Source organism: Rhodococcoides kyotonense (assembly GCF_900188125.1).
GTDB lineage: Bacteria > Actinomycetota > Actinomycetes > Mycobacteriales > Mycobacteriaceae > Rhodococcoides > Rhodococcoides kyotonense.
Window position 1 is genome coordinate 163,154 of the sequence record NZ_FZOW01000008.1, and the last position, 22,318, is coordinate 185,471.

Below are 22,318 nucleotides of genomic sequence, written 5' to 3' on the forward strand. Positions count from 1 at the left end.
GTGGTCAGACGGTCGCGGACAGCGAACCGGGGAGCGGCGGCGGAGCGATACCGTCGCGGGTAGCGCGGGTGTGGCGGTTCTCCACGAAAGGAAGACCGAGGTTGTCGCGCAACGTGTTTCCTTCGTAGTCCTCGCGCACGACGCCGCGTTCGCGCAGGATCGGCAGAACCTCGTCGACGAAACGCTGGAACTGTGCCGGGTGGCCGATGTGGATGTTGATGCCGTCGAGTGCACGGCCGTCGAACCAGCGCTGCAGTTCGTCGGCCACGGTCACCGCACTACCGGTGAACGGGGACTTCTTCGGCGCGTTCAACGCCTCGACCGTCTGACGCAGCGTGAAGCCGCGGTCGACCGCGAGGTCGGTGATCTTCTTGGCCTGCGTGTAGAAGCTTCGCTCGGCGTGTTGCAGAGCCGAGGTGGGGAACGGTGCATCCAGATCGTACCGAGTGAAGTCGTGCCAACCGAACGGACGGCCGAGCTCTTGCACGGATTTGTCGAAGTCGTTGTCCGCCAGCTGCGTTGCGAGCTCCAGTTCGCGTGCGTCGTCGTCGGTGTCGCCCACCGTGACCGACACACCGGGCAGGACGACGATGTCCTCGGGATCACGACCGTATGCGGCCGCGCGACCCTTGATGTCCGCATAGAAGGCGGCGCCTGCGTCGAAATTGGGTGCGTGCGTGAAGATTCCGTCGGCGATACGTGCACCGAGGTCGCGGCCCTGCTCTGAGTCGCCTGCTTGGAAGATGACCGGCTGGCCCTGACGAGAGCGCTCGATGTTGAGTGGGCCGACGACCGAGAAGTACTCACCGCGATGGTCGAGAGTGTGCAGCTTGCTCGGATCGAGGAACGTACGTGCATCCTTGTCGCGCGGAAATGCGTCGTCCTCGTAAGAATCCCACAGCGCCTTGACGACCTCGACGTGCTCGAGCGCACGCCCGTACCGCGTCGCGTAGTCGTAGTGCTCGTCGAGACTGTAGTTACCCGCTGTGCCTGCGTCGCCACTGGTGACGACGTTCCATCCGGCCCGACCGCGACTGATCAAGTCGAGCGAGGAGAAGCGTCGGGCGACATTGAACGGCTGGTTGAACGACGTCGTGAGCGTCCCCACGAGACCGATGTGATCGGTGGCAACGGCCAACGCGGACAACAACGTCAGCGGTTCGAGGCGGTTGAGGTAGTGAGGCGGCGACGACGGGGTGATGAACTGGCTGTCGACGATGAAGACGAGATCGAATTTCGCCTGCTCGGCCAAGCGGGCGTACTGGATGTACCAGTCGATGTCGACGCTGGCGTCACCGGGGATCTCGGGGTCGAGCCACGAGTAGGGATGACCGGGGCCACCGGTCGGGGTGAGAACGGCCCCCAATTTCAGTTGCCGTTTCGTCATGGCTGTACTCCTTCGTCATATGCCGAAAGGTCGTTGTTCGGCACGCTGCGGGAAAGTGTATGGAACAAAAGATCGTCTGCCGAGAGTTAAATTCTCGATGGTTTGAAACATATTGTTTTGTTGCGCGAGGTGGTTCGAACAAACATCGTCAGTCGAAGTACTCCCTCGCCGATTCGGCCACGGCGATGGCGACCAGATCGGCCAACTGATCGATTCCTTCTGTCTCGTCGGGCAATTGGGTCGCCGAGATCCGCAGCAGGTTGCGTCCGGACTGCTCGACGAACGAGCGTGAGCCCGCGCCGACGGAGATCCCCTGACGCGCCAGGGCGACGAGTGCCGCGGTCTCGTCCGTCACCGCGACCCACACGACCAGGCTGTGCCGCCCTGCGAATGCTTCGATGCCGCGGGCGCGCAGTGCACCGAGGAGCGCTCCGCGCCTGGATGCGTAGCGGTCTCGCGCGAGATCGACCGAGCGCTTGGCGTCGTCGCTGCCGATGAGATAGGCGAGCGTGTTCTGCAGAATCCGACTGTTCGAGCCGACTCCGTGGCTTCGCAATTTCATCGCGGTCTCGATCAGATCCTTCGATCCACCGAGAACCGATGTGCGGACGTCGATGCCGTATGCCTTGCAGTAACTGCGAATTCGCACGACACGATCGGGCAGAACGACACCGAGCGACGGCAACTCCTCGGACTCGAGAGGGCCGATGGAGTCGTCCTCGATCACCCATACGCCCCTGTGCCGTTCGAGTACCCGAGCCAGTTGCGACGTCCTCTCGGCGGACACGACATGGTCGACGGCGAACGGCGCACCCGGCTGGAACACGAAAGCTACTGCACCCGAACGTAAAGCGAGATCGAGCGAGTCGGGCTTCGGTCCACCGGAGTCCGCGTCGACCCCGATCGCGTGCAGTCCGAGGTCCCGAATCGTGTCCAGCACACCGGGTCCGAGGGGTTCGTCGACGGCGATCGTCGACCCAGGTGGGGCTGCTGCCTCGATCGCGAGCAGCAAGGCTTCGGTTCCGCCACCGGCCGTCGCCCACGCCTGCGGCTCGAACGGCCACCCGCCTGCCACGGCGATCCTCAGCCGTTCGGTCATCAGCTCGCGACCGAATACATTCAATGTCTCGGCACCGAGGCTGGACATCAACGCGTCCGACAGCGATGGCTGCAACGCCAGGTCCGGAGCGTTCTGCGCCAGGTCTACGCCACGCCAATCGGGAATTCCCCTCTCGGGCACGCTGTCCCGAGGCGGAAGTACGACGGTGCCGCCGCGGCGACGTGTCTGCACGAAGCCTTGCTCCTGCAGTTGGCCCCACGCGTGGACGATCGATCCGACGCTGAACTCACCGGCCTTGGCAAGCGCACGGACCGTCGGCAACCGATCACCGGGCGACAACTCACCCGACCTGATCAGGTCGGCGATCGCGTCGGCGAGATCGCCGCTTCGGCCCGCGATGCGCTCGAACAGCCACTCGGGCGCAATCGCATCCGAATCCAAGAGAGTTCCCATGAAGTCGACTACCGCGTCGCGAGGGCGCCCGCGGCACGGACGATGATGTCCGGCGCGCCGGGAAGTCGGAGTCGTTCGAGAAACTGGACGATCTCTGCAGCCACGGAGCGATGGGAGACGTCGTTGAGAATGTCGTGGCGTCCGCCGTCGACGAGCACGACACGGGCGTCGGGCAGCTCTTCGGCGAGTCGGGTGACGGCGTCGACCGAGCTGACCACGTCGGATGCTCCGTGCACGACCAGAGTGGGGACGCGAACTTCGGCGAGCACGCCGGCGGTCGCAGTCGGCGCTTCCGTCGCCAATACACCGCGGTCGAGGCTGGCCGCGTCGCCCAAGACGCCGCGGTGAACCGGGCACGCAGAACGGACGTCGAGCTCGTCGTCCCACGTGGTCGTGGTGTCGACAAGAAGTCCTGCCGCGACGGCCGCGGTGACGGCATCGTTCGACGACGCGACCGCCAAAGCCGTCAGCGCGCCACTGTCGGATCCGACGACCACGACCGGCAGCGACGCGTCGGCGCTGGTGACGGCATCGGTCACAGCAGGCTGGTTCTCGACGACGGCGACGCGGTACCCGTCGAACGCGATTCGACGTGCGAATCGGGCGTAGACCCCCGCGTGCTCACCCCGACCGGTCACGACGACCACCGAGCCACGCACGTTCGTTTCGGGTTCCAGCCAGTCGATGCTCACAGATGTCCTTACTCGAGATGTATGCGCAGGTTGTGTCGCCACTTTGTCTCGAACAAACGAATCGAACAAGACTAAAAATCGGGCAGAACAAAAGTCGTGCAAACGGTCGATACATAGTGTTTTGTTCGGAACATATTTGTTCTCGACGTCGCACAAACCTCGCGGCCCCTGATCGACGAAAGGGCGATACACCCATGTCCCAGCCTTCGGGCTCTGAGAACCTGCCTCCGGGTTTCGCGACCAGGCAGGTCCGTGCCGGGTACCGACCAGGGGTTGCTCAGAACACTGCCGTCCCGCCGATCTATCAATCGGTCGCCTACGACTTCGGCAGCTTCGACCAGGCACGCGAGATCTTCGCTCTGCGCCGCAAGGGCAATCTGTACAGCCGGACCGGCAACCCGACGCAGGCCGTGTTCGAAGAACGCATGGCCGACCTCGACGGCGGAGTCGCCGCGCTGGCGACGGCGTCGGGACAGGCCGCGGTCGCCGTCGCGTTGCTCGCACTGGCCAAGACCGGGCAGCACATCGTCGCCGCGAGGCAGTTGTACGGCGGAACCGTCGACCTGTTGACCGACTTGTTCGCGGACTTCGGAATCGACGTGACGCTTGTCGATCAGGACGACCTGGAGGCATGGCGTCGCGCGGCCCGACCCGAGACGCGCGCGTTCTTCGCCGAGAGTATCGGCAATCCCGTCGCGTCCGTCCTCGACATCGAAGCGATCGCGACCATCGCACACGAGGTCGGTGTGCCGTTCGTCGTCGACAACACCATTGCGACGCCGTACCTGTTGCAGCCCAGGGATTTCGGTGCGGACATCGCTGTGTACTCCGCGACGAAGTTCATCGGCGGTCACGGGACGTCGCTCGGTGGTGTGATCGTCGACCTCGGAACGTTCGACTTCGGGGCCGAGCCTGCACGGTGGCCTCAGTTCACAGAGCCGTATCCCCGGGTCGGGGACATCGTGCTGTGGGATGCGTTCGGCCGCGACCGTAGCGCCTACCTCGTCTACGCGAAGACCAAGGTGGTCCACGACCTCGGGCCTGCCCTGTCGCCGTTCAATTCGTTTCAGCTTCTGCAGGGACTGGAGACGCTCGACCTGCGGTTGGACCGGCAGGTGTCGTCGGCTACGGCCGTCGCGAGATTCCTCGATGCGCATCCTGCCGTCGTCCGGGTGAATTATCCAGCGCTGGAGAACAACCGGTGGCACGACGCGGCGAAACGTTACCTGCCGAGAGGCGCGGGGTCGGTGTTCTCGTTCGATCTCGCCGTCGACGACCTCGCGAGGATCGGCAAGTTCGTCGACTCACTGCGACTGTTCGCGATCGTCGCGAACATCGGCGATGCGCGGTCCCTCGTCGTTCACCCCGCAACGACGACGCACAGCCATCTCACCGACGACCAACTGGAGCTCGCCGGCTTCGGCAACTCGACGATTCGGTTGTCCATCGGCCTCGAGAACACCGACGACCTCATCGAGGATCTGCGCATCTCCCTCGACGCCATCACGGAGGAATGACAATGGATTTCGGATACTGGACACCCATCTACGGCGGCTTCCTTCGCAACGTCGACGACGAGGCCATGCCTGCAACGTGGGAGTACGTCAAGGAGCTGTCGCTGCTCGCGGATCGTCTCGGCTACCACACCACGTTGGTTCCCGAGCTCTACTTGAACGACCGCAAGGGCATCGCTGCACCGAGCCTCGAAGCGTGGTCGCTGTCGTCGGCGATACTTGCTGTCACACAACGTCTTCGGGTCATGACTGCGGTGCGTCCCGGGTTTCACCTGCCCGCGGTGACCGCGAAGGAGTCCGCGACCATCAGCGACATCGCAGGAACGGTCGACGGTGCGGCCCGCTTCTCGCTCAATGTCGTCGCTGCATGGTGGGAGGAGGAGGCACGCCAGTACGGTGGTGCCTTCACTCGCCACGACGAACGGTACCGTCAGGCAACCGAATTCGTCGATGTGCTACGCGGCCTGTGGGAGAAGACACCGTTCGACTACAGCGGTGAACATTTCTCCGTCGAGGGGTCGATCCTGTCACCCAAACCGGCTGCCATACCGCCGATCTTCGCCGGAGGCGAAAGCGAGAGCGGCCGGGAATCGATTGCAACCTTCGCCGATTCGTATGTTCTGCACGGCGGGACCGTCGACGAGGTTCGGACGAAGATCGCCGACATGAACACTCGGTCTCAGCGGATTCACCAGCGGGACATGGCCGAATTCGGGATGTCGTGCTTCGTCATCGTCCGCGACACCGAGAAGGAAGCGCGCGCCGAACTCGAGCGAATCACGACCGTCGACCCGAATTCGCCGGGCTACGCCTCGTTCGAGGAGTTCGTGAAGAACTCGGAGCTCGACGTCGAGGTGTCCCGACGCGAATACTCGGTCGGCACGCGCGGCTTACGCCCGGATCTGGTCGGCACCGCAGAACAGGTCGCCGAGAAGATCGCCGCCTACCAGGACGCGGGCCTGACACTGTTGCTCATTCAGAGTTCACCCGCGCACGACGAACTCGCACGGATCGCCGAGCAGGTGTTCCCGCTGGTACCGGCTTCGGCGCGAGCTCCCCTGACAGTCTGAGAGATCTACCCGCCGAACATCCGACGGAGAGACGTGCCCATCGGATGTTTGGCGGTGATCGAACCGAACCGGATCTTGCCGCGCACGATGACGTGCAGCCGTCCGATCGGCGGCCCGGTGCGCACCTTGTTGTTCGCACTGCCTCCGATGGTTTCGACGCCGTTCAGGTCGACGGTGGCCTCTTGTGGGACGACGAGCGAGATGGTGCTGCAATAGTCGTCGACCGAGATTTCCACCACCTGCGTCGACATGATCGCCTGTGTGAAGTCGAGCGTCACCGTCGACATCTTGCTTTCGATCGACAATCGCGGGGGCACGTGCCACGGTCCTTTCCTGCTGACCGTCGACATCGTTCCTTTCACGACGCTCCCGGCGCCGCTGTCCCACGTACTGGGCGAGGTGGCCACCTGCGGCGTGACCTGGGGAGTGCGCAGCGGCCGCTGGTCTTCCGCGATCTGCATCCCGGGGAGATCGGCGAGGACGGAGTTCAGCTCACCCCGCGTCTTCGCGGCCAGGGCTGTGTCCATCCGTTCGGTGAACTCACCGAGCGACAGCATCCCCAGACCGACAGCTTTCTGCAGCAGCTGCCCGACATGTTCCTTCTCCGCATCGGACACCCGTAGATTCCTCGCCTCCATGCCCACCAGGATAGGGGTCAGACACGGGACGAGCCACGACCGAGAACACCCAGCATGCCGTCCACGGACGCAGGCCAGCCGAATTGTTCCGCCCTGCTGCGCGCGGCCGAACGTCGCGCGATCGACGGCAGACCCAGAACCCGACCCAGTTCCGACGCGAACCCATCGGCGGTGTCGTCGAATCGGCCTCCGCATGCCGGCGTCACGATGTCCGCTAGCGCCGACGACCGAGACACGACGACGGGTGTTCCCGCGGCGAGCGATTCGAGGGCGGCGAGCCCGAACGTCTCGTGCGGGCCCGGCGCGAGCGCCACGTCGGCCGAGGCAAGCAGCGAGGCAAGTTCGACGCGCGAATCGACGAATCCGAGAAAGTCGATCGGCAGCCCTCGTGCCCGACGCTCGAGCCCTGCCCGACGGGGCCCGTCGCCCGCGATCACGAGCCGAACGTTCGCGCCCGAGTCACTCAGTGCTGCAATGGAATCGATGCTGCGATCCACCCGCTTCTCGACAGACAGTCGGCCGCAGTGCACGAGCAACGCATCGGCATCGCGGTGCCATGGTGAGCGTGCAGCAGTTCGCCGCGCTGGATGAAAGAGATCCAGGTCGACGCCCAGTGGCACCTCGGAAATGTTGCGAACACCGATGCGTTCGAATTCCCTGCGCGCGAAACCCGTTGTGCAGACCACTGCGTCGTAGGATTCGGCGGTGCGTCGATTGGCGACATCGGCCAAGGCACGCGCGGTCCGACGTGGCATCACCTGCGCGAGAAGCCGATCCAGCCGTTCATGCGAAATCATGACGCTCCCGACGCCGCGACGCGACGCCCAGGCACCCATGCCCCGCAGCGTCAGCCGATCGGACACTTCGAGGACGTCGGGTCGCAGTCCGGCGGTGATGTCGGTGACCGCACTGGGATGGACGGCTCGGTACCCACCGGTGAGCGGAAGCCTCAGTGCTGGAACGGTTATCCGGAGGACACCCGTCGAAAGCACTTCTTCTCTCCGATCGGCGCCCGGGACCACCAGCACCACTTCGTGTCCACGCGCGGAGTATCCCGCACCCAGCTGGTCGACGGCCGTTCGTAGACCTCCCGAACGCGGGCCGTAGAAATTCGCGAGCTGCACGATGCGCACTGGGTCCAGTGTCGACGGCTCTGCCGTCGGGAAGATGACCGTTACACCAATTGTCGACGAATTGTCCGGCGTTTCGCTGCCGCTGCGCGGGGTAGGCCTTCACTCGTGCAGACAACTGTCCAGGCATCCGGCTCGGCCCCCGCGGACGTGGTGTGGGAGCGCTACATGAACCCCGACCGATGGCCTTCGTGGGCGCCGCAGATCAGCGGAGTTCAGTACGGCGAGCCCAGGCTACGAGCCGAGACCTCGGGCCGAGTCGAAGGTCCACTCTGCGTGCGCATCGACTTCGAGGTGCTCGCCGTGGACGAGGATCACTGGACGTGGACATGGAAGGCGTGGTGGCAATACCGATTGCTCGCACTGACGCTCACCCATGGAGTCGCGTCACGTCCGAACGGCTCACGCACGTGGCTGACGATCAGCGGATCACCGGCACTCGTGATCCCCTACGCACCGGTCACCAAACTGGCCCTGATGAACCTCGTCCGGGACTGACCTCACTCGGTCCGGGTCGTCGTCTTCGGGTCCGTCGGGGTGTCCGTGACGTCCTCGGGATCGGGCGTCGGCAACGACGGCGTGTCACCGGATCCGTCCAGGTGGTCGTCGAATTCGTGGATCGCTTCACCGCGCTCGTCTGCGCTTTGACCGGTATCCGCGTCGGTACCGCGTGACTTCTCGGTCGGGTCGACGGTGGTGTCCACGGGCTTGTCTGTGTCGGTCATACCGACGAGGGTGCCCCACCTCCGTGCGTCACAAACCCTTCTCGATCACGTAGCGCGTCAGCTCGACGCGGTTGGCCAGATGCAGCTTACGCAACGTCGCCTGCACGTGATTCTCGACGGTCCGGTGACTCAACGTCAGCTTGGTGGCAATCTGTTTGGCGCTGAGGCCTTTTGCGACGAGCCGAAGCACCTCGGTCTCCCGTTCGGTGAGCGTCGGATGCGGCTCTGCTTCTGTCACCGGGGACGTGGACATCCGTCGATATTCGCCGAGAACCAACCCCGCAAGACCAGGAGTGAACACCGCCTGACCTGCGGCTGTGGCACGGACGGCGTCGAACAGCTCGTCGGCCGACGCGCTCTTGACGAGATATCCGGTGGCACCGGCTTTGATGGCGTCGAGCACGTCGTCACGCTCGGCCGACGCGGACAGCACCAGGATGCTGCTGCCGGGTGATCCCGCCAGCACCTGCGCTGTCGCGTCTGCACCGTTGCCGTCGGGCAGATGCATGTCCATGAGTACGACGTCGGGGCGCGTCGCCGTGGCCCGTCGCCCCGCGGCGCCGACGCCGTCTGCCGTGGCGACGACCGCGAAACCCGCGGCTTCGAGATCGCGGGCGACTCCGTCCCGCCACATCGGATGATCGTCGACGACCATCACCGTGATCTGCTCGTCCGTCATGCCGTCCCCTTCGGTACGCGAATCTCCCATTCGGTTCCCGATCCCTCTCCCGTGTCGAGTTCCACTGTGCCACCGAGTGTTCGGATGCGTCCGACGATGGACTTGGACACTCCCATCCGGCCCTCGGCCTCCGCTTCGGCGAGTCTGCCCACCGGTATTCCGCATCCGTCGTCGCGGACCGAGACGACGACCACGTCGCCGAGATCCTCGAGCAACACGTACGCACGCGCGCCCTCTCCTGCATGCAGCGAGACGTTGGACAGCGCCGTGGATACCGCTGCGGAAAGCTCGTCGGCGACATCATGATTCACGAGAACGGGCTCACCCGGCGCCGACAACGATACCGTCGCCGACACCTGTTTTCCGATCAGGCTACGCAGATCGACGTCCTCGCCCGACGGGGTCGGTACACCCTGCTCCGAGATCAACATGCGCAGTGCGACTTCCTGTTCACCGGCCAACTCGGCGAGTTCTCCTGCAGCTCCGCCTATTTCGCGACCACGGCGGCGGACGAGCGCGAGGACCTGAAGTACGCCGTCGTGCACCTGCCGGGCGAGGCGTTCGCGTTCCTCGGTGATCGCAGCGAGGCGGGCTGCCCGCTCGAGTTCGGCATGGGCGCGAGTAGCTGTGTTGCTTGCCAATCCGAGTGCCAAGCCGACCGACACCAGCACGGGAGCAGTCGCATCGGTCCACAGATCGAGATCGACTTGATCACGTACGACGGCACTGACCACCGACAGCAGGATGCCCGACGCTATTCCGCCCTTGGGCCCGAACAGAATTGCGGCGGAGATGACGGCGTTGGTCGCCCACAGCGTCGTCGGCAACGTCTGGTGTGTGCTGTACCAGTCATGATCGGTGACGAGCCGCGTCGACGCCATCAACGCGATGACGACCACCTGGTCCGCGAGAACCACCTTCCACCGTGCGACGGTCGGTCGCGACAACAGCATCGCCGAGATGCCCGTCCACACCGCCATCGATGCGACGAAGAACCAGCTCAGGCGCCCGTTCGAGTAGTACGGCACCGACGCGACCTGATAGCTGACCGCGTAGACGAGGGTGATCAGACGGAACGCCTGCGACGCCCGCCAGAGCGGCCCGACGGCATCAGTCATCGTCGGGCTTCTTCAGCGATCCTGGATCGAGTTCCCTGTTCTGCGCGTGGGGCGAGTCCGGTAACGCCGGGAATCTCGGCGTCGACGGGTCGTTCTCCTCCAGTTCCTCGTACACCTCGTCCGGGTCGTCGGCGAGCAGCGACCGGATCGCGGTGTTGAGGACCGCGACGATCGGTACCGCCAACAGACCTCCGACGATGCCCGCCAGCAAGATGCCGACGGTGATGGCGAGGACCACCGCGAGCGGGTGGATCCGCACCGCGCGTCCGAGCAGAAGCGGTTGCAGCACATGACCTTCGAGCTGCATCACGGCGACGACGATGCCGAGCGTGATCAACGCAGTCAGCAGGCCCTTGGTGACGAGGGCGATGAACACGGCGACGAACCCGGTCAGGAACGCACCGACGATCGGGACGAATGCACCGATGAAGACGAGCGACGCCAGCGGAAGCGCCAGCGGCACTCCGAGAATCGCAAGACCCGCGCCGATTCCGATGGCGTCGGCCGCCGCGACCGCGACCGTCGCGCGCACGTACCCGACGAGTGATCCGAATCCCTGGCTGCCTGCCAAGCGAATTCGACGACGCGATGCCGTCGGCGCCAGACGCGTGACGAACTCCCAGATCTGATCGCCGCCGTACAGGAAGAAGATGAGCGTGAACAGCGTCAGCAACGCGCCGGTGAGAATTTCACCGATCACCGTCGCCGTCGTCAACGCACCGCTCGTGACGGCCGACTGGTTGTCCTGGATGACCTTGACGACGTTGTCGCTCGCTTGCCGAATCTGATCCTGACTGATGTGCAACGGCCCCTCGGCCAACCACCGCTGGACGTCGTTGATCGACGTGGTGAACTGATCGCCCAGCGCAGGCAGCCCCTCGACGAACTGCTCGATGATGAACGTCATCACCCCTGCGACGACGCCGATACTCGCGATGATGACGATGACGACGGCGGCTGCGCGCGGCACACCTCGTCGTTGCATCCAGTCGACGATCGGCACGAGCATCGCCGACGCCAGCAGCGCCAACGCCACCGGAATGAGCACTGTGTCCAGCCGCCCGACGACGTAGACGAGCGTGACCAATCCGGCGAAAAGGACCAGTAGCCGCCAGGTCCATTCGGCCCCGACGCGGACGAGCGGATGCACCGAATCGGCCGCACTGGAACCGGCTCTGATTGCGTTCGACGCTTCTGCCCGCGGCTCGTCATCGGTCACCCGGTAAATTTAACCTGTGCTGGCATCTTTCAGAGCGGTCTCGCTCACCCTGAAGAGTCGCTGGCCTCTCTATATGTTGTCGATGCTGCTGTCGAATCTGTTCGGCGCGGTGCTCGTATTCGCTTTCGTCCGATACGGCTTGCCGATCTCGGAGACGCAGTCGATCGTCGCCGACCGTGTGCGCAACGTCTACGTGTTCGGCGCCTACCTGGCGTTCGCCGGTGCCATCAGCCTCTATTACGCAGCACGTATGTTGCGCACGGTCGTCCGATGGCAACTGCGCGGCGGGCCGCCGACGCGCGCGGAACAGATGACGACGCTGCATGCACCGTTGCGTCAGGCCATCGTCCACCTGATTCTCTGGGTCATCGGCGGTGTCCTCTTCGTCCTGCTGACGGTGTCCGAGATGCCGTCGTTGTCGGTGGCCGTCATCGTCACCGTGATCATGGCCGCGACGGTGACGTTCGGATTCACGTACATGCTCGGTGAACGCATCCTGCGGCCTGTTGCGGCGATGGCACTCAGTGAGGGACGTTTCGACCGGACCATGGCTCCGGGCGTCGGGACCCGCATGGCGATGACGTGGGGTCTCGGCACGTTGATGCCCGTCATCGGCATCATCCTGCTGTGCGCGACCCAGCTGACCACCGACCTCGTGTTCTCGACCGATGCACTCGCGATCGCCATCATCCTGCTCAGCGTGCTCGCCATCGGACAGGCGTTCATTCTGTCGATGCTGACAGCCAGCCAGATTTCCGATCCGATCCGCCAGCTCCGGCGCGCCATCGAGCGTGTTCAGCGCGGCGACAACGACGTCGAGGTCGACGTGTTCGACGGCAGCGAGATCGGCCGGCTGCAGGTCGGCTTCAACCGAATGATGGAGGAATCCGCCGAACGACGCGTACTGCGGGAGCTGTTCGGCCAGCACGTCGGCGAGGACGTGGCCCGACGCGCATTGCAATTCGGTACCGAATTGGGCGGCGAGACGCGCTTCGTCGCGGTGCTGTTCGTCGACATGGTCGGTTCGACGGCAACCGCATCCGAGCGTCCGCCGGGTGAGGTCGTCGTACTTCTCAACGAGTTCTTTCGCGTCGTGGTCGACGTCATCGACGATCACCACGGATTCGTCAACAAATTCATGGGTGACGCGGCACTCGCCATCTTCGGTGCGCCGCTGGATCGCCCCGACGCACCGACCGCCGCCCTGGCTGCGGCCCGTGACCTGCGGTTCGCCCTCAACGACATCGTCGGACTCGACATCGGCATCGGCGTCTCGGCGGGCCTCGCGGTCGCCGGAAACATCGGAGCGAAGGAACGATTCGAGTACACGGTCATCGGCGACCCGGTCAACGAAGCGTCTCGTTTGACCGAATTGGCCAAGCTACGCCCGGGCCGCGTGCTGGCATCGACGTCGGCGCTGTATTTCGCCAGCGACGAGGAACAAGAACATTGGGAGCTCGGAGATCAAGTTCAACTACGTGGCCGTGGTCGACCTACTCACCTTGCGTGGCCCGTCGAGCATCCCTGATCACTACGTCGGAGTGGTTACGCTGTGAGGGTGCCCGAACCGACACCAGAGGCCGCGGCCGCGAGTCCGCGACGCCGGAACCGGCTTCGGTGGCTCAAATGGGTGGCCGCCTTCGCCCTCGTCGGATTGCTGATCGGCGAGGGGATCTACCTCTGGCCTCGTCTGCACGAATCGTGGAAGGCCCTCACCGAAATCCATTGGGGCTGGCTCGCGGCGTGCATCTTCATGCAGGCGCTCTCGCTCAGCGCGTTCGGGCGGGTACAGAAGCAACTCCTGCAGGCCGGCGGCGTTCGCGTCCGGCAGGCCAAGTCGGTGTCCGTCATCTACGGCAGTACCGCGATGGCCTTGACGCTGCCCGCGGGCCAGGTCTTCTCGACGGCATTCACCTACCGCGAGACCCGACGCTGGGGCGCGAGTCCCGTCGTCGCGTCGTGGCAACTCGCGATTTCCGGTGTGATCGCCGCGGCAGGACTGGCTGTACTCGGCGTCGGCGGTGCGTTGCTCGTCGGCGGTTCCGTCAACACGTTCACGCTCGTTCTGCCGATAGCGGGCGTCGTCGCGATCGTCGCAGGCGTCCGGTGGGTCTCGGCTCACCCACAGTCCATCCGCAGCTCGGCAGGATGGGTTCTGCACAAGGTCAACGACTTCCGTAACCAGCCGCGCGACGCCGGGCAGGACCGCATCGACGAGGTCATCGAGCAAGTCGGTTCCGTTCAGCTCGGCAAACGCGACGGGGCTCTGACGCTGTCGTGGTCCGCGGTTCACCGTCTCGCCGACGTCGCCTGTCTCGGCTTCGCGTGTTACGCCGTCGGCGCGGATCCGAGGTTGTCCGGGCTGCTCATCGCTTTCGCCGCGGGCAAGGCCGTCGGATCGGTCCCTCTCGCGCCCGGTGGACTCGTCGTCGTCGACGCCACCCTCATCGCCTTCCTCACCAGCGCGGCCAGCATCAGCGCGTCACAAGCCGTCGCGGCTGCCTTCGTCTACCGAGGCGTCAGCTTCATCCTCGTCGCGATCGTCGGATGGATCGTCTTCCTCATCCTCTTCCGCAACCACCAGCACGAGGACCTCGAGTACGACCTCGAAATGGAACAGCGCGAGACCAAGCAACTCCAGAAGGACGCCCGCGTCGCCCGCGAGACTCATCCCAAGCCGAACCGGGCGGATCCGGAGTCGGCCTGATTCGCGGGCCCCCAGCTAGGCCGCCCCACGGTGAGCGAGGGCGCCATTCGGTCACCCACCCGCCTCCCTCAGGTGAGCGAGGGCCTCATTCGGTCACTCAGAGTGACCGGATGTCACATTCGCTCACTGTCCGGAGCGAGGGCGCCATTCGGTCACCCGACCGCCCTCAGGTGAGCGAGGGCCTCATTCGGTCACTCAGAGTGACCGAATGTCACATTCGCTCACTGTCCGAAGCGAGGGCGCCATTCGGTCACCCGGCCGCCTCCGAAAATTCTCCCGGGAATAGATGCGGACCCCGGTCCGCTTGTGTAGTATACGAACTTGAAACTTCAACCTTTAGGAGCAGACATGACCGCCTCGATCGCTTTGCCCGAACTGTCCGCAGGCACCTGGAACATCGACGCTACCCACTCGACAGTCGGGTTCACCGTCCGCCACCTGATGGTGAGCAAGGTCCGCGGCCGTTTCCAGAACTTCAGCGGCGCAGTCACCGTCGCCGCCGACGGCACCCCGTCCGTCAACGCGGAGATCGACGTCACCTCCATCACCACCGACAACGAGCAGCGCGACGGCCACCTCAAGACCGCCGACTTCTTCGAGGTCGAGAAGTTCCCGACCGCCACGTTCACCTCGACGTCCGTCAAACCCGACGGTGGCGACTTCGTCGTGACCGGTGACTTCACGCTGCACGGCGTCACGAAGTCGATCGACCTGAAGCTCGAGTTCAACGGCATCAACCCCGGCATGGGCAACGGCCCGGTCGCAGGCTTCGAAGCCACCACCGTCATCAACCGCAAGGACTTCGGCATCAGCATCGACATGCCGCTCGAGGGTGGAGGCGCTGTCGTCGGCGACAAGATCACCCTGAGCCTCGACATCGAAGCCGGCCTGGCTTCCTGATTCGACGCGGAGAAACGTAGGACGACGGCGGCACCCTAGGGTGTATCGGGTGAGCAAGCGCAGCCCGATCATCGCCGCCGTCGTCGACCTCGTTCTCGTTCTCGTGTTCTGTGCGATCGGCCGACGCAGCCACGACGAAGCGAACGCACTCGCGGGACTGTTCCACACCGCCTGGCCGTTCGTGATCGCGGCGGTGATCGGTTGGGTACTCACGATCGCCCTCTACCGCGACAAGTTCGACGCTTTCCTGATCCTCCCGACGGGCATCGTCGTGTGGGTCTCGACGGTCCTGTTCGGCATGATTCTGCGTGTGATCAGCGGCCAAGGAACCGCGTTCAGTTTCGTCATCGTGGCGTCGACTGTTCTCGCGGTGTTCCTGCTGGGATGGCGGGCTCTCGCAAAATTGGTACCAGTCCTGAAAAACTGAGCTGCGGAAAGCCCCCAATGCCTGGTGAACATGGGACAGTTCACATATGACCGATGTACACGACAAGAAAGACACCGGGTTCTTCGGACAACCGTTCGCGCTGGCCAACTTGTTCGGCGTCGAGATGTGGGAGCGGTTCTCTTTCTACGGGATGCAAGGCATCCTCATCTATTACTTGTACTACTCGGTGTCCGACGGCGGCCTCGGCATTCCGGAGTCGTCCGCGACATCCATCGTCGGCGCATACGGCGGAACCGTTTACCTGTCGACGATTCTCGGCGCGTGGATAGCCGACAGACTCCTCGGATCCGAACGCACGCTGTTCTACAGCGCTGTTCTGATCATGTTCGGCCATATCGCGCTGGCTGTTCTGCCCGGATTCCTCGGCGTCGGAGTCGGTTTGATTCTCGTCGCATTCGGCAGCGGCGGCCTCAAGGCCAACGCGACGTCGTTGGTCGGTGATCTGTACGACGAGCACGACACTCGTCGCGACGCCGGCTTCTCCCTGTTCTACATGGGCATCAACATCGGCGCGTTCATCGGACCACTCCTCACCGGCCTCGCGTGGGACAAGCTCGGATTCCACGCCGGATTCGGTCTTGCCGCAATCGGTATGGCGCTCGGCCTGATTCAGTACACCCTCGGCCGCAAGCACCTGCACGGAATCGGCGCGACGCCTCCCAACCCACTCCCGGCCACAGATCGAATCAAGTGGAGCGCCATCGGCGTCACCGCGATCGTCGTCGTCGCTCTGCTGTCGATCTTCGGCGCCATCAAGGCGTCGAATTTGTCCGACGTCGTCGTCGGTGTCACCATCGTCGCCGCCGTCGGTTACTTCGCAATCATCCTGTCCAGCAAGAAGATCACCCAGATCGAGCGTCGACGCGTCATCTCGTTCATTCCGATGTTCATCGCGAGCGCCGCGTTCTGGTCGCTGTTCCAACAGCAGTTCACGACGGTGCCGCTCATCGCGGACACCGAGCTCGACCGCAACTTGTTCGGCTGGGACTTCCCACCGTCGTGGGTGCAGTCCATCAACCCGGTGTTCATCATCATCTTCGCGGGCGTGTTCGCGGCGATGTGGACGAAACTCGGCGACCGGCAGCCGTCGACGCCGCTGAAATTCGCTGCAGGCGTGTCGATCATGGGACTGGCGTTCCTCGCGTTCGTGCCGTCGCTCGCCGGCGATAACATGCCACTACTGGCTCTCGTCGGCATTCTGTTGCTGTTCACGTTCGCCGAACTGTTCCTGTCCCCGGTCGGGTTGTCGCTGTCGACGAAGCTGGCTCCGGAGAACTTCCACACTCAGATGGTGGCGTTGTTCTTCCTGTCCGTCGCACTCGGTTCCGCGATGGCGGGCACGCTCGCCGGCTACTACGACCAGGACAATCCGAATCCGTTCTTCCTCACCGTCGGCGGCGCTTCGATCGCTGTCGGCGTCGTCCTCGTCGCGTTGACGCCGTGGATCAAGAAGATGATGAGCGGAGTGCAGTAACTACTTCCACATCAGCCACGCCGCAAGACCCAACCCGCACAGTGCGACGGCTATGCGCAGGATCGTCGGTGGAATGATCTTCACCACCGGCGGTCCCGAGTAGCCGCCTGCGAATGCACCGATCGCCAACGCCAGTGCGGCAAGCCAATTCACTTCACCGGAGAATGCGAAGATCACCGCGGCGACGAGGTTCGCGACACCGAGGAAGAAGCTCTTCAGAATGCTTGCGCGCCAGATCGAATCGGACGTACACAGCAGCGCGAGCGCCAAGAAGATCACCCCGGCACCCGCCCCGAAATAGCCGCCGTAGATCGCGACGACGAACAGGGCGACGGGATACAGCGTCGGGAATTCTCTGTGTCCCGAGAGTTTTCGCAGCTTCGGCTGCAACAACAACGCAAGTGCGGCGAACGCGACGAGGAACGGAACGACGCGTTCGAACGACCCTTCCGGCGCCCACAGCAGAATCACTGCACCCACCAACCCGCCGAGCGCCGAGTACGCGGCGTAGCGTGCCAGCTGCTTGCCGTCCTTCGCAAGTTCCGACGACGCATTCGCAGTAGCGCCGACGCCGACGGCAACGAGCGCCACTGTGTTGGTGACGTTCGCTGCGACCGGCGGGAGGCCGACGGCGAGCAGGGCGGGATAGGACACGAGCGAGGCGAGTCCGGTCACGAATCCGACGAGTCCCGCGAAGAAGCCCGCGACGACGAGCAGTCCGAATTCGAGCAGAGTCACGAACGATAAAGCTACTCCGGCTAATTACTCCGCTTTGCCCGAGTCCATTTCGCGCAGCAGCATCGTGCTCATCTTCACTGCCTGATCGGTACCGTCCGCGTTCTCGATGTAGACCGCAAACGCCAGGTCACCGCGGTTGGCGATGAACCAACGGTCGTCGCCGCTGTTGCCTGCGAACCCGGTGAGTCCGCCGTACGAGTCGAGACCGGCGTCGTGTGCGGACGTGCGCAACATGTCACGGAGTTTGCCCAACGCGTCCGGCGCGATCGACGCGGTCTCGTGATCCGACACGGCAGGCTGGCCGACGACGATCGACGGCAGCGGCGCGGCACCGCGTGCGATGGCCGCGCCGATCTGCGCGAGGCCGAACGGCGTCACCGACACGTCCGACGTCTCGTTGCCGACCGTGCGAATCCGGTCGATCGAATTGTTACCCGACGGCACCTGCCCGGTGTACGCGTCGAGACCCGGCATCGAATAGTTGACGCCGAGACCGAGTTGCGTCGCGTTGGAATCGTCACCCGACGTCACGGCATCGACGAGACGCGACGCCGAACCCAGCGGATACATGCCCGAGAACGCGATCTGTCCCTGCTCGTTCGCGTAGCTGTTCTGGGCCGTCGCGACGATCGCGCCGGTCGACGGCTGGATTGCGACGATCGACGCCGCCGTTCCGACGCTGACGACGGCTTCCTCGGCCGCGAGCTGGATCCGCGGGTCGAGCGTCGCATGTAGGTCAGGTCCGGCAGGGCCCTGGAACCCGGCCTGACGCGTCACGACCCCGTCGGGACCGGTGACGTCGACGGCCCAGCCCGAGCTGGCGTCGCGGTTGTCCTGCCACGCCTTGCGCAGCGAGTCGAGCAACGGAGACGTGATCCGACGATCCCCGGCGATCAGCTTGGGCGTCGGCGCTACGACGACACCCTCGATGGCACGCAGGTCGTCCTCGAGCACTGCGAAATCGTCGTCGCGCAGATTGACCGCAAGGATCGGGCTACCGGGGGTGGCCGCGAGGTCGCGCTGCAGACTGTCCGCCGTGATGAGCGGTGCGACGACGTCGATGACGTCGGCCAATCGGGACGTCGACGCGACAGGATCGGGCATGCGCGACGGATCGAGCAAGACCGCGTTGATGGTGCGCTCGTTCATGAGGACGTTCTGCGCGGAGTCGAACACCAGTGGCGCAGGTGCGTCGGTGCGGACGTAGCGGACGTTGCCGCCTCCCGGCATGTCCGGCGCGAGGATGTCCGGTTCCCACGTGATGCGCCATCCGACGCTCAGTTTCTTGGCGGTGCCTCGCGTGGAGTACGCCCAGTCCTTGCCGTCGCCGAAGTTCCAGTCCGAGGCCATCGTGAAGAAGCCGGAGCTGTCGTCGAGACCGATGAACTGCGAGAGTTCGAAGTCGCCGGTCGGGGGTCCACCGGCGGCGAGGCCGTCGAACATCTGGGAGATGCTGGCGGCCGCGGCGTTGGGATACGACGTCAGGTTCGCCGCTGCCTGCACATCTCGGGCGTTGAGCGCGTCGACGAAGTCACCGACTGCTACTTCGCCTTCGCTCTCCGGCTGATCGAGCAGCCACACCGCTGCCGTGGACGTGAGAACAAGCGTTGCCCCCACTGCTACTACGTAACGACCCCGTATCGCGCTCACGCGCGCCGCCCTCCCTGAACCCATGCTTCATTCTATTCACTTCAGTCACATACGTAACAAGCACGGGATTCACACGCTCTGGTCACGAATTCGCTACACGCCTCCCCCGTGTACTCCCGTCTGCACTCATCGTGGCGAATCGTGACGCCCATTACAAGCCTGAAAACCGTCACAATGTGCAAACAACCGGCAAACGTGGGTTCAGCGCAGGAACCGTCCGGCAGCCTCGAGTGCAGGAGCCGAACTCTGGCCCCCGGCGACGAACACCGCGAACGCCAGATCCCCCTGGATACCGACGAACCAGCCATGTGCGCCTTCGTTGTTCGGCCCGAACTCCGCGGTTCCGGTCTTGCCGAGAAGACCCGGGATGTCCTGCAGCTGGGTTGCGGTTCCTCCCGTCACGGTCTCACGCATCATGGTCCTGATCTGATCGGCGACCACGCCGTCGACGGGCGGAGGTGTCGAATCCGCAACACCCGGTTGACCCGTGACGAGCGTCGGCGCCTTCAGCGCCCCACCCGCGATCGACGACGCCACCAGCGCCATCCCGAACGGCGACGCGGTCACCTGACCCTGGCCGATGGCCGATTCGACGCGTGCCGCGGGTGTGTCCGCGAGCGGAACGTTCCCGGTGACGGTCGTCAGTCCTGGCGTCACGTAGTCGACGCCGAGACCGTACTGCAACGCAGTCTGCTGCAGGCCGTCTGCGGGAAGTCCGACGCCGAGGCGTCCCATCGTCGTGTTGCACGAGCGCGCGAACGCCGTGTGCAGCGGAACGTCACCGAGATCGAAGTTGTCGTCGTTCGGGATCTGCCGCCCCTCGATGTTCTCGGTGCCGGGGCACGGAAGGATCGTGTCGGGTGTCGCGGTGCCTGCCTCGAGTGCGGCCGACGTCGTCACCGTCTTGAACGTCGATCCCGGCGGGTACAGCCCGGTCAACGCGATAGGCCCTTCCAGGTCCGCGGCCGCATTCTGTGCGACAGCGAGAACATTGCCCGTCGAGGGCTGAAGAGCCACGATCGCCGCCTGCTGCGGCAGTGCGGTGAGTGCGTTCTCGGCTTTCACTTGCAGTCCGGCATCGAGCGTCGTCGCGATGTCGGGTGCGGGTGTCGCGTCGATGCCTGCCAGTTGTTCGACGGTCCCGTCGGCCTGTAGTTCTTGGATCGACCAGCCCTTGTTGTCGTCGAGCTGCTGCTGCCAGAGCTCGGACACTCCCGTCAATGCGGGAGAGGCCAACGCGCGATCGGTCGTCAACAAGCGGGTCTGCGGAGCCAGTGTGACGCCGGGGATCGCTGCGAGCGGGGCCGCGATCGGGTCGATGTCGGATTGACGGAGCGACACCACGGTCAGCGAATTACCCTGTGCCGCAGCCCTATCAGCGGTGATCGACTCGGCCGTGATCGTGGGCACGATCGGAGATATGTACGACGCGACGGCCGCGGCATCGGCCGTCGCATCGATGTTGACGAGCGTGACGACCTGCTGGGACATGAGTTCGGCGCCCGTGCGGTCGAACACCCTGGGGGTGACGAGTGCGTCGGTCGGTGTGTAGCGAATGGAGTTCTCGGCAGTCAGTCCCGGTGCGAGAACGGAGGGATCCCACTGGATCTTCCATCCCTGATCGGTCTCCGTCGCCGTCGCCTGGGTGTCGTACTGCCACTGCTTGGGCTCGCCGTCGGGCTCCTCGGTGCCATCGGTCGTCGTCGAGAACCTCCAAGTCGCGTCGAGCGTGACCGCACCACCGTCCTCGGACGCCGATTCGACGGTGAAGTCCGGCGTCGCGGTCACGACGCCCCCTGCTGCCAAGCCGTCGTACAGGCCTGTGAGTGCGGCCGACGCGGCTGCGGGGTCCGTCGTGAGCTGCGCGGCGGCATCGGCAGCGCCGCTGTTGATCGCGTCGACGAACTGCTGAGCGGTGGTCTGGGGCTCGGGCGGACCGTCGTCACCACACCCCGCGAGGACCAGCGCCGTGACGGCGACGAGGGCGGAAACCGTCTTCTTCGATGTGCGCACGCACTTGATCATGCCTGACACGTGGCGGATATCCGTGTAACGGTGTAATCATGTAAGTGTGTAATCGGACTTCAGAGGAGACGTCATGAGACACCATGGAAGAAAGTTCGGACGGCCAGGCGGTTGGCAGCAGGCCGACACCCCCGATGCGGGCGACGCATCCGACTGGTTCGGCGGGAGACTGCCCGAGAGCTGGTTCGCCGGGGACGCGACGGTCGAGGTGGATCGCGAAGAGATCGTCGTCATCGGAGAACTCCCCACACCCGACGACGCATCGACCGCGTCGACGGAGGGCCGCATCGCGCGATTCCGCGAGACGACGCGTCAGGACCGCATGCAGATCGCCGACGAAGCCGAGGCGCGCTACGGCCGCAAGGTCGCGTGGGGCGTCGCGGTCGACGGCGAAGCAGTGCTGTTCACCAATCTTGCTGTGCCGGTGATGACTCGGCTGCGCCAGCCGGAGCGCAAGGTGCTCGACACGCTCGTCGACGCCGGGGTCGCGCGGTCGCGTGCGGATGCGTTGTCGTGGGCGGTCAAGCTCGTCGGGGAGCACACCGAAGAGTGGCTCGGCGAGCTGCGTCAGGCGATGAGCACGGTGGATGATCTGCGTAAGAAAGGACCAGGGGCGGCTTCGCCGCATGTGCCCGAAAATACATAGCCCTCTATGTATTTTCGTGCACGTGAGGCAATCCCCTTGCGCTCC

21 protein-coding genes are annotated in these 22,318 nt (G+C 64.6%); 9 read left to right on the top strand and 12 right to left on the bottom strand.

Annotated elements, in window-relative coordinates:
• Window positions 1-4: 4 nt before the first annotated feature.
• The 3 genes from CHB96_RS15150 to CHB96_RS15160 form a co-directional block, all read right to left on the bottom strand.
• Entirely contained in the window at window positions 5-1,387 is a 1,383-nt protein-coding gene (locus tag CHB96_RS15150; RefSeq protein ID WP_089247602.1) for an LLM class flavin-dependent oxidoreductase, read from the bottom strand.
• Between the two features lie 148 nt (window positions 1,388-1,535).
• Window positions 1,536-2,900: an aminotransferase class I/II-fold pyridoxal phosphate-dependent enzyme gene (locus CHB96_RS15155; RefSeq protein WP_089247604.1), complete on the bottom strand. Its 1,365-nt coding sequence runs from the start codon at window positions 2,898-2,900 to the stop codon at window positions 1,536-1,538.
• Window positions 2,901-2,908: 8 nt separating this feature from the next.
• Entirely contained in the window at window positions 2,909-3,592 is a 684-nt protein-coding gene (locus tag CHB96_RS15160) for an alpha/beta hydrolase (protein ID WP_089247606.1), read from the bottom strand.
• Between the two features lie 194 nt (window positions 3,593-3,786).
• Between CHB96_RS15160 and CHB96_RS15165 the strand changes: the two genes are divergently transcribed.
• Window positions 3,787-5,109: an O-acetylhomoserine aminocarboxypropyltransferase/cysteine synthase family protein gene (locus CHB96_RS15165; RefSeq protein WP_089247608.1), complete on the top strand. Its 1,323-nt coding sequence runs from the start codon at window positions 3,787-3,789 to the stop codon at window positions 5,107-5,109.
• 2 nt (window positions 5,110-5,111) lie between these two features.
• Complete coding sequence (locus CHB96_RS15170; RefSeq protein ID WP_089247610.1) at window positions 5,112-6,176, top strand: LLM class flavin-dependent oxidoreductase; 1,065 nt, start codon at window positions 5,112-5,114, stop codon at window positions 6,174-6,176.
• Window positions 6,177-6,181: 5 nt separating this feature from the next.
• Here CHB96_RS15170 and CHB96_RS15175 read toward each other — a convergent pair whose 3' ends face one another.
• Together CHB96_RS15175 and CHB96_RS15180 are read right to left on the bottom strand one after the other, a co-directional pair.
• On the bottom strand, window positions 6,182-6,814 hold the full coding sequence (locus CHB96_RS15175) for a DUF1707 SHOCT-like domain-containing protein (RefSeq protein ID WP_089247612.1): 633 nt from the start codon (window positions 6,812-6,814) through the stop codon (window positions 6,182-6,184).
• 17 nt (window positions 6,815-6,831) lie between these two features.
• On the bottom strand, window positions 6,832-7,947 hold the full coding sequence (locus CHB96_RS15180; RefSeq protein WP_089247614.1) for a glycosyltransferase: 1,116 nt from the start codon (window positions 7,945-7,947) through the stop codon (window positions 6,832-6,834).
• A gap of 105 nt (window positions 7,948-8,052) precedes the next feature.
• Between CHB96_RS15180 and CHB96_RS15185 the strand changes: the two genes are divergently transcribed.
• A complete protein-coding gene (locus CHB96_RS15185) occupies window positions 8,053-8,442 on the top strand; it encodes an SRPBCC family protein (RefSeq protein ID WP_089247616.1) in 390 nt (129 codons plus the stop codon).
• Between the two features lie 2 nt (window positions 8,443-8,444).
• On the opposite strand, the gene CHB96_RS15190 is transcribed toward CHB96_RS15185, so the two are convergent.
• Genes CHB96_RS15190 through CHB96_RS15205 form a run of 4 tightly spaced genes read right to left on the bottom strand, consistent with a single transcriptional unit; the run spans window position 8,445 to window position 11,685 of the window.
• On the bottom strand, window positions 8,445-8,669 hold the full coding sequence (locus CHB96_RS15190) for an autophagy-related protein 2 (protein ID WP_089247618.1): 225 nt from the start codon (window positions 8,667-8,669) through the stop codon (window positions 8,445-8,447).
• A gap of 28 nt (window positions 8,670-8,697) precedes the next feature.
• A complete protein-coding gene (locus CHB96_RS15195; RefSeq protein WP_089247620.1) occupies window positions 8,698-9,348 on the bottom strand; it encodes a response regulator in 651 nt (216 codons plus the stop codon).
• A complete protein-coding gene (gene macS, locus CHB96_RS15200) occupies window positions 9,345-10,466 on the bottom strand; it encodes a MacS family sensor histidine kinase (RefSeq protein ID WP_089247621.1) in 1,122 nt (373 codons plus the stop codon). Before macS ends, CHB96_RS15195 begins: the two co-directional genes overlap by 4 nt.
• Window positions 10,459-11,685 carry an AI-2E family transporter gene (locus CHB96_RS15205; protein WP_371829016.1) on the bottom strand — a complete coding sequence of 409 codons (1,227 nt, stop codon included), beginning with the start codon at window positions 11,683-11,685 and terminating at the stop codon, window positions 10,459-10,461. Before CHB96_RS15205 ends, macS begins: the two co-directional genes overlap by 8 nt.
• Before the next feature lie 73 nt (window positions 11,686-11,758).
• On the opposite strand from CHB96_RS15205, the gene CHB96_RS15210 reads away from it, so the two are divergent.
• The 5 genes from CHB96_RS15210 (at window position 11,759) to CHB96_RS15230 (ending at window position 17,214) form a co-directional block, all read left to right on the top strand.
• Window positions 11,759-13,213, top strand: coding sequence for an adenylate/guanylate cyclase domain-containing protein (locus CHB96_RS15210; RefSeq protein WP_089247623.1), 1,455 nt, complete (start codon window positions 11,759-11,761; stop codon window positions 13,211-13,213).
• Window positions 13,214-13,237: 24 nt separating this feature from the next.
• The gene (locus CHB96_RS15215; RefSeq protein WP_089247625.1) at window positions 13,238-14,392 is read left to right on the top strand and encodes a lysylphosphatidylglycerol synthase transmembrane domain-containing protein; all 1,155 of its coding nucleotides are present in this window, start codon (window positions 13,238-13,240) and stop codon (window positions 14,390-14,392) included.
• Window positions 14,393-14,740: 348 nt separating this feature from the next.
• Window positions 14,741-15,292: a YceI family protein gene (locus CHB96_RS15220; RefSeq protein WP_089247627.1), complete on the top strand. Its 552-nt coding sequence runs from the start codon at window positions 14,741-14,743 to the stop codon at window positions 15,290-15,292.
• A 49-nt stretch (window positions 15,293-15,341) separates the two neighbouring features.
• Window positions 15,342-15,719, top strand: coding sequence for a DUF3054 domain-containing protein (locus CHB96_RS15225; protein WP_089247851.1), 378 nt, complete (start codon window positions 15,342-15,344; stop codon window positions 15,717-15,719).
• A gap of 46 nt (window positions 15,720-15,765) precedes the next feature.
• A complete protein-coding gene (locus tag CHB96_RS15230) occupies window positions 15,766-17,214 on the top strand; it encodes a peptide MFS transporter (RefSeq protein ID WP_089247629.1) in 1,449 nt (482 codons plus the stop codon).
• Here the strand turns inward: CHB96_RS15230 and CHB96_RS15235 are convergent, their stop codons facing one another.
• The 3 genes from CHB96_RS15235 to CHB96_RS15245 form a co-directional block, all read right to left on the bottom strand.
• Window positions 17,215-17,952 carry a sulfite exporter TauE/SafE family protein gene (locus tag CHB96_RS15235; RefSeq protein WP_089247631.1) on the bottom strand — a complete coding sequence of 246 codons (738 nt, stop codon included), beginning with the start codon at window positions 17,950-17,952 and terminating at the stop codon, window positions 17,215-17,217. It abuts the gene before it with no gap.
• Between the two features lie 24 nt (window positions 17,953-17,976).
• On the bottom strand, window positions 17,977-19,626 hold the full coding sequence (locus CHB96_RS15240) for a penicillin-binding protein (RefSeq protein WP_089247633.1): 1,650 nt from the start codon (window positions 19,624-19,626) through the stop codon (window positions 17,977-17,979).
• 177 nt (window positions 19,627-19,803) lie between these two features.
• Window positions 19,804-21,627 carry a penicillin-binding transpeptidase domain-containing protein gene (locus CHB96_RS15245; protein WP_089247635.1) on the bottom strand — a complete coding sequence of 608 codons (1,824 nt, stop codon included), beginning with the start codon at window positions 21,625-21,627 and terminating at the stop codon, window positions 19,804-19,806.
• 73 nt (window positions 21,628-21,700) lie between these two features.
• Between CHB96_RS15245 and abmR the strand changes: the two genes are divergently transcribed.
• The gene (gene abmR, locus CHB96_RS15250) at window positions 21,701-22,273 is read left to right on the top strand and encodes an ATP-binding transcription factor AbmR (RefSeq protein WP_089247637.1); all 573 of its coding nucleotides are present in this window, start codon (window positions 21,701-21,703) and stop codon (window positions 22,271-22,273) included.
• Window positions 22,274-22,318: the final 45 nt, after the last annotated feature.

Coding starts and splice junctions, on each gene's coding strand:
- CHB96_RS15210 (WP_089247623.1), top strand. CDS start 11,759: ATGTTGTCGATGCTGCTGTCGAATCTGTTCGGCGCGGTGCTCGTATTC.
- CHB96_RS15165 (WP_089247608.1), top strand. CDS start 3,787: ATGTCCCAGCCTTCGGGCTCTGAGAACCTGCCTCCGGGTTTCGCGACC.
- CHB96_RS15150 (WP_089247602.1), bottom strand. CDS start 1,387: ATGACGAAACGGCAACTGAAATTGGGGGCCGTTCTCACCCCGACCGGT.
- CHB96_RS15230 (WP_089247629.1), top strand. CDS start 15,766: ATGACCGATGTACACGACAAGAAAGACACCGGGTTCTTCGGACAACCG.
- CHB96_RS15245 (WP_089247635.1), bottom strand. CDS start 21,627: ATGATCAAGTGCGTGCGCACATCGAAGAAGACGGTTTCCGCCCTCGTC.
- CHB96_RS15170 (WP_089247610.1), top strand. CDS start 5,112: ATGGATTTCGGATACTGGACACCCATCTACGGCGGCTTCCTTCGCAAC.
- CHB96_RS15195 (WP_089247620.1), bottom strand. CDS start 9,348: ATGACGGACGAGCAGATCACGGTGATGGTCGTCGACGATCATCCGATG.
- CHB96_RS15190 (WP_089247618.1), bottom strand. CDS start 8,669: ATGACCGACACAGACAAGCCCGTGGACACCACCGTCGACCCGACCGAG.
- macS (WP_089247621.1), bottom strand. CDS start 10,466: ATGACTGATGCCGTCGGGCCGCTCTGGCGGGCGTCGCAGGCGTTCCGT.
- CHB96_RS15220 (WP_089247627.1), top strand. CDS start 14,741: ATGACCGCCTCGATCGCTTTGCCCGAACTGTCCGCAGGCACCTGGAAC.
- CHB96_RS15240 (WP_089247633.1), bottom strand. CDS start 19,626: ATGGGTTCAGGGAGGGCGGCGCGCGTGAGCGCGATACGGGGTCGTTAC.
- CHB96_RS15175 (WP_089247612.1), bottom strand. CDS start 6,814: ATGGAGGCGAGGAATCTACGGGTGTCCGATGCGGAGAAGGAACATGTC.
- CHB96_RS15155 (WP_089247604.1), bottom strand. CDS start 2,900: ATGGGAACTCTCTTGGATTCGGATGCGATTGCGCCCGAGTGGCTGTTC.
- abmR (WP_089247637.1), top strand. CDS start 21,701: ATGAGACACCATGGAAGAAAGTTCGGACGGCCAGGCGGTTGGCAGCAG.